The organism is Burkholderia sp. 3C, assembly GCF_054589155.1.
Window position 1 is genome coordinate 168,187 of record NZ_BAAILN010000138.1, and the last position, 5,208, is coordinate 173,394.

Here is a 5,208-nt window from a genome sequence, read left to right on the forward strand (position 1 = left end):
CCGACACAGCGCTCGACGCGCATGACGTTGCGCAGGATGGCGACCTTGCCGACCTGCCGGGAGATGCGGCTGCTGACGTCGCGGATCGCGCAGGGTTGCCGATGCCGTCGATCGGCGCCGCGTTTGCCGGCATCGCGCCGGCGCTTGCGATGGCGCTCGACGCGGGATCGGCTGCCGGCGGCGAGCCGGCCGCGATGGCCGACCCCGATGTGATCGCGCCCTCGCCGGCAGGTCGCGCGCCGGTGTCGCTCGCGGATGTCGTGCATCGGATGGTGGACGCGCAGGCCGACGTCATGGGGCGCGCGTCGTCGGCTTTGCGCTCGCGTGCAGGGCAAGGGATGGCCGATGCCGCGCTGCAAGCCGCGCCCGCCGCGCCCGCCGTGTCACCGCTGCGGCCCGCGCAGTCGGTCATGTCGGCCGAGATGGCGTTGCCGGCCGCGTTCGCACCGGCGGCGCCGAGCGCGCTCGCCAGCCGGCTGCCGGCCGAGCCCGCGTCGTTCACCGTGCGCCGGCAGCCTGCGGCCATTGCGGGCGATGCACCGGCGGATGCCGCGCCGCGCCTGCCGACGGGCACCGTCGACGTGTCGCCGACGCAACCCGCCACACCGGCGGGTGTCATCGCCGCGCCCGTTACGACCGCGCCTATCGCAGCCTCCGCGTCGACGGCGGCATTCGTTGCGAAAGCCGATGCCGCGTCGCCGGACGCGTCCGAGCGCGCGCTGCTGAGCGCGCTCGGCGATCGCATCCATATGCAGGCCGCGCAGGGCGTACAGCGCGCGGTGATCCGGCTCGATCCGCATCTGGCCGGCAGCGTGGTGATCGATCTGCGTCACGAGGCGGGCGCGGTCAGCGTGCAGTTGTCCGCGAGCCACGCGGATGTCGCGCGACAGTTGCAGACGATGTCCGAAAGCCTGCGACAGGACCTCGCGAGCCGTCAGTACACCGAGGTCAGCGTGCAGGTCGCGCCGCATCGCGGCACCGGCCGTGAGCCGGGCGCCGGCTCTGGCGGCCCGGGCGAAGGCCGCGATCCGCAGCAGCGCGACACACGCCGGCCGGGCAGGGCGCTTGGCGAGGCCGATGCCGCCCACGCATTCGAATTCGCATCGCGCTGAGCGATGCACGAGGAGTCACCGGAATGAAACGGAAACTGATTGTGATCGGGATCGTGCTCGCCGCGGCCATCGCAGCGGGCGTGGCGACGGCCGTGCTCGGCGGCATCTGGTCGCCCGGTGCGTCGCGTGCGAAGGCGCCGGGCACTGCGGCGGTCAGCAAGGCCGCGGCCCCCGCCGCGACGATCCGGCCGCACTACGTGACGCTGGAACGGCTGATCGTGATGCTGCGCGATCGCGTGCCGGCCGCGCATCCGCATTACCTGTCACTCGATCTGGTGTTCGGCGCGGCCGATACCAAGCAGGAAAAGCGGCTGCGCGAGCAACAGCCGATGCTGCGTGCGCTCGCGTACCGCACGCTCGCCGGCTACGACGTCGACCAGGTGCGGCAGATGCCGGTCGACGCGCTCGCCGCAAAGCTGAAGGCCGGCTACCTGGCGGCCTACGGCACGACCGAGGCGCTGCCGTTCGCGGACGTGCTGATCAGCAAGATGATGGTCGACTGAGCACCGGCCATGAACGTGTCGACCAGCCTCGAATACCGGAGCGTGCAGCGCGCGGATTCACTCCAGCAACGCGACGACGAGCAGCGCTGGCTGCTGCGTTACACGCCGCTCGTCACGCGCATCGCGCGCCGGCTGAGCCTGCATGCCGGCGGCACGATGGAGCGCGCGGATCTCGAACAGCTCGGCTTGATCGGTCTGCTCGAAGCGCTGCGGCGCTACGGCGAGCCCGACGGCGATTTCGAGCACTTCGCGGCCGTGCGCGTGCGCGGCGCGATGCTCGACGAGCTGCGGCGCCAGGACTGGCGGCCGCGCGGCGCGCGCCAGGGTGCGCACCGGTTGCGTGCCGCCGAGCGCGAATTGCGGGCGTCGCTGGGTCGCGACCCGTCGGAAGCGGAGCTTGGCGAGGCGCTCGACGCCGACGCGGACACCATCGCGCGCTGGCAGCGCGACGATTGCGCGGACGCGTTCCTGAGCTTCGACGAACTGTTCGAGCAGCAGGGCGACACGTTCGCGCACGACGGCGCCGAAACGCAGGTGCAGAACCGGATCGACCTGACTCACGCGCTGCTTGCACTCGATCCGCGCGAGCAGCGCGTGGTTCAACTTCACTACGAATTCGAGCTCGGGCTCGCGGAAATCGCCGCGGTGCTCGATCTCACGGCGGCGCGCGTCTGCCAGATCAACAAGGCGGCATTGCGAAAGATGCGCGCCCATCTGATGCCGCGCTGATGCGGCGCGACTGACAAGGAACGGATCATGCAACAGATAGGCGGCATTCTCATCGTGCTGGCCTGCGTTTTTGGCGGCTTCACGCTCATGGGCGGCGAGTTCGCCAAGCTCTGGCAGCCGGTCGAACTGCTGGTCATCGTCGGTGCGGCGGTGGGCGCGCTGGTGCTCGGCAACCCGCGCCACGTGCTCACGGAAATGCTGATCCAGCTTCGCAAGATGGTCACGCTGCGCAAGCGCACGGCGGGCAAGGCGTTCCAGCGCCAGTTGCTGTGCCTGATGTATGAATTGCTGCTGGTCGGCCGCGATCTGAAGGCGCTCGACGAGCACGTCGAGGCGCCGCAGGACAGCCCGTTGTTCCAGCGTTATCCGATGGTGCTCGCGGAGCCGAAGCTGCTGGCGTTCATCGTCGACAACTTCCGGATCATGGCGATGGGCAAGATCAGTGCGCACGAGCTGGAAGGCGTGCTCGAACAGGAGCTCGAAGCGGTGGAGAACGATCTCGAACAGCCCTCGCGCTCGATGAAGAAGATCTCCGATGCGATGCCGGGCTTCGGGATCGTCGCGGCGGTGCTCGGCATCGTGATCGCGATGAACAGCGTGAGCGCAGGCGCCACCGCCGGCGAGATCGCCGAGAAGGTGGGCGCCGCGATGGTCGGCACGTTCATCGGCATCTTCTTCTGCTACGGCGTGCTCGATCCGCTCGCCAACATGATCAAGCAGATCGTGACCGCCGAGATTTCCGACATGGAATGCGTGAAGGTCGCGCTCGTCGCGTATGCGGGCGGCAAGCCGCCGCTGCTCGCGATCGACGCGGGCCGCCGGCTCGTGCAGTTGACCAACAAGCCCAGCTTCGCGCAGCTCGAGGAATGGATCAACGAGATCGAGGCGACGACATGAGCGGCGTGCGCGACGAAGGCCAGCGCCGTGGCGGCGACCGTCACGACACGATCGTCAAGCGTGTCGTGCGTGCGAATCACGACGACGATCATGGCGGCACCTGGAAGGTTGCATTCGCGGATTTCTGTCTCGCGCTGATGTGCCTGTTCCTGGTGATGTGGGTGCTCGGCGCACGCGACGAGGAATCGACGCGCGCGAAGCTCGACCAGATCGAGAAGAGTATCGAGAGCCCGGGGTCGGTGCGCTTCTTCGACGGCGCGAGCGCATCGCTCGACCGCGCGATCGAACTCGATACGCCAACCCCGAAAGCCGCGTCGCACGGGTTTCAGACCGCGGGCGATGCAGGTTCCGGTGCCGATGCCGCGGCGCTTGCGGCAACCAACGACGAGCTGCTCGAACTTGCGCAGCGGATCGACGCGCTCGGCCGCGCCGCGCATCTGGAGCCGCACATCGGCACGGTGATCACGCCGTTCGGCTTGCGCGTGATGCTGCACGACACCGACGAGCGAGGCCTGTTCGAGCGCGGCAGCGCGCGCGTCGCGGCGCCGTTCGACCGGCTGCTGACCGATATCGCCGGGCTGTTTCGCACGGTCGGCAATCCGCTGCTCGTGATCGGACATACCGACGCGGTGCCGTATCGCGGCACCGACGCGGCCTCGCGCTCGAACTGGGATCTGTCCGCCGATCGCGCGATGAGCGCGCAGCGGATGCTGCGTCGCGGCGGGCTGCCGGCCGGACAGATCCTGCAGGTGATCGGGATGGGCGATCGGGCGCCGATTGCACGCGATGCGCACGATGCCTCGAATCGTCGCATCGAGCTGCTGATCGTCACGCCCGCCCATGCGCGGATGCTTGCCGCGATGTTCGGTGCGCCGCGTGCGGCCACGCCGATCGCGGACGGCGTCGATGCGGTGTCGTCGCAACATACGACCGATCGCAGCCTGCTCGCGGCGCAGGTCGCGCGGGCCGCGCGGGCGTTCACCGAGGCGCTGTCGCCGGCGCTGCAATCGGGCGCGGAATCCGGGGCGCGACCGGCGCCGCAATCGGGGCCGCAATCGGGGCCGCACGGCGCTGACGGGCAGGCGAAGTCTCCCACGATTTAATCGACGCAGGGTTCCGGTCGTTCAATGAGGACGATGCGGTTCCGGTAATCAGGCAGCCCTTAGGGGCAAAGGGCAATCATGCGAATCACACCTAGCGCGGGGCATTCCGCGACCGACGACGTGGCCGCCACGGCGCGCGACGCGCGGCCGGCACTCGCACCCGCTGCGCGCGGCGGCGTGCAGCGAACCGAGGCGCACGAGCTGCGCGATGCCGGCCTGATGAAGGCCGCGCATGCGGCGCAGCGCGCGATGCCGGCTATCGATACCGCACGCGTCGAGCAGATCCGCGCGGCACTCGCGGCAGGCGAGATGCCGTTCGACGCGGGGCGTCTCGCGGCGGTGATCTCCCGCTTTCACGGCGGCTCGCGATGAGCGACACACAACGGGCCGCGCGCCTGCTTGCCGATCTCGCCGCGGACCTGAGCGCGTATCGCGAGCTTGCACGGCTGCTCGACGAGCAGCACACGATCGCGCTGCGCTTCGACGGCGGCCGGCTCGCGCAGCTCGCGACCGTGATCGGCGATCAGATCGCGCAGATCGACGCGCGCCGTCGCACGCGTGCCAGCGAGCTCGGCCCGGCACAGGGCAGCCTGGCGCGATTGCAGGCGTGCGTGTTCGGCGATGGCGGCACCGTGGCGCAACGGCGCGAATTGCAGCGGCACTGCGCGGAGCTGGAAGCGCGCGTCGCCCACTGCGCGAAGCTGGCCACGCGCAACGGCAATCTGCTGGCCGCGCAGGTCGAGTCGGTGCAGCGGGTCCTGTTCGGAGAGCGACACACCTATGCACCCGCCTGAGTTCGCTTCATGGTCCACGCTGGGCGCCGGCGGCCGGTTTGGTGCGTTCGCGCCGGCAGCCGCGACGGTG

Annotated in this window: 7 protein-coding genes; all 7 read left to right on the forward strand. The window is 69.8% G+C overall.

What is annotated here, in order from left to right:
* On the forward strand, positions 1-1,112 hold a 1,112-nt coding region (locus ACYP33_RS29785), incomplete at its 5' end, for a flagellar hook-length control protein FliK (RefSeq protein WP_459624909.1).
* Positions 1,113-1,135: 23 nt separating this feature from the next.
* Positions 1,136-1,615, forward strand: coding sequence for a flagellar basal body-associated FliL family protein (locus tag ACYP33_RS29790; protein ID WP_459624910.1), 480 nt, complete (start codon positions 1,136-1,138; stop codon positions 1,613-1,615).
* Positions 1,616-1,624: 9 nt separating this feature from the next.
* Entirely contained in the window at positions 1,625-2,344 is a 720-nt protein-coding gene (locus tag ACYP33_RS29795) for a FliA/WhiG family RNA polymerase sigma factor (protein ID WP_459624911.1), read from the forward strand.
* Positions 2,345-2,371: 27 nt separating this feature from the next.
* A complete protein-coding gene (gene motA, locus ACYP33_RS29800; RefSeq protein ID WP_414451061.1) occupies positions 2,372-3,241 on the forward strand; it encodes a flagellar motor stator protein MotA in 870 nt (289 codons plus the stop codon).
* Positions 3,211-4,344 (forward strand): OmpA family protein, encoded by a 1,134-nt coding sequence (locus ACYP33_RS29805; protein WP_459624912.1) that lies wholly within the window; start codon positions 3,211-3,213, stop codon positions 4,342-4,344. The genes motA and ACYP33_RS29805 overlap by 31 nt, the downstream gene beginning before the upstream one ends.
* A gap of 78 nt (positions 4,345-4,422) precedes the next feature.
* Positions 4,423-4,716: a flagellar biosynthesis anti-sigma factor FlgM gene (gene flgM / locus ACYP33_RS29810; protein ID WP_414451063.1), complete on the forward strand. Its 294-nt coding sequence runs from the start codon at positions 4,423-4,425 to the stop codon at positions 4,714-4,716.
* Positions 4,713-5,138 carry a flagellar export chaperone FlgN gene (gene flgN / locus ACYP33_RS29815; RefSeq protein ID WP_414451064.1) on the forward strand — a complete coding sequence of 142 codons (426 nt, stop codon included), beginning with the start codon at positions 4,713-4,715 and terminating at the stop codon, positions 5,136-5,138. Before flgM ends, flgN begins: the two co-directional genes overlap by 4 nt.
* Positions 5,139-5,208 lie beyond the last annotated feature (70 nt).